We start from the raw sequence: 364 nt of genomic DNA, 5'->3' as shown, positions 1-364 counted from the left end.
CGTAAAATAACTGATTGCTTTTCCATTGTTTTCACTCCTTAATGATATACAAATAATATCTAAAATGATACAATAAGTATATCATTTAAAGGGGGTGGAAATCAATGAGACACAAAGCCTATAAGTTTCGCCTCTACCCGAACAAAGAGCAGGAAATCCTGATTGCGAAGACGATTGGGTGCAGTCGGTTCGTCTTCAACCATTTCCTTGCAAAATGGAACGAGCTGTACGAAAGCACGGGCAAAGGACTGAGCTACAATTCCTGCTCCGCTCAACTGACCGAACTAAAGAAAGAAATCGACTGGCTAAGAGAAGTGGATAGTATCTCATTGCAATCGGCGTTACGTCATCTCGATGATTCGTT

1 protein-coding gene is annotated in these 364 nt (G+C 40.9%); it reads left to right on the top strand.

The features are described from left to right. Window positions 1–104: 104 nt before the first annotated feature. A partial coding sequence (locus ACYQ2O_RS12965; RefSeq protein ID WP_459796806.1) for a helix-turn-helix domain-containing protein occupies window positions 105–364 on the top strand: 260 nt, incomplete at its 3' end.

This window comes from Alkalibacterium sp. m-11 (genome assembly GCF_054658155.1).
Note: the sequence above shows the minus strand (reverse complement) of the source record. Positions and strands in the feature narration are given on the sequence as shown.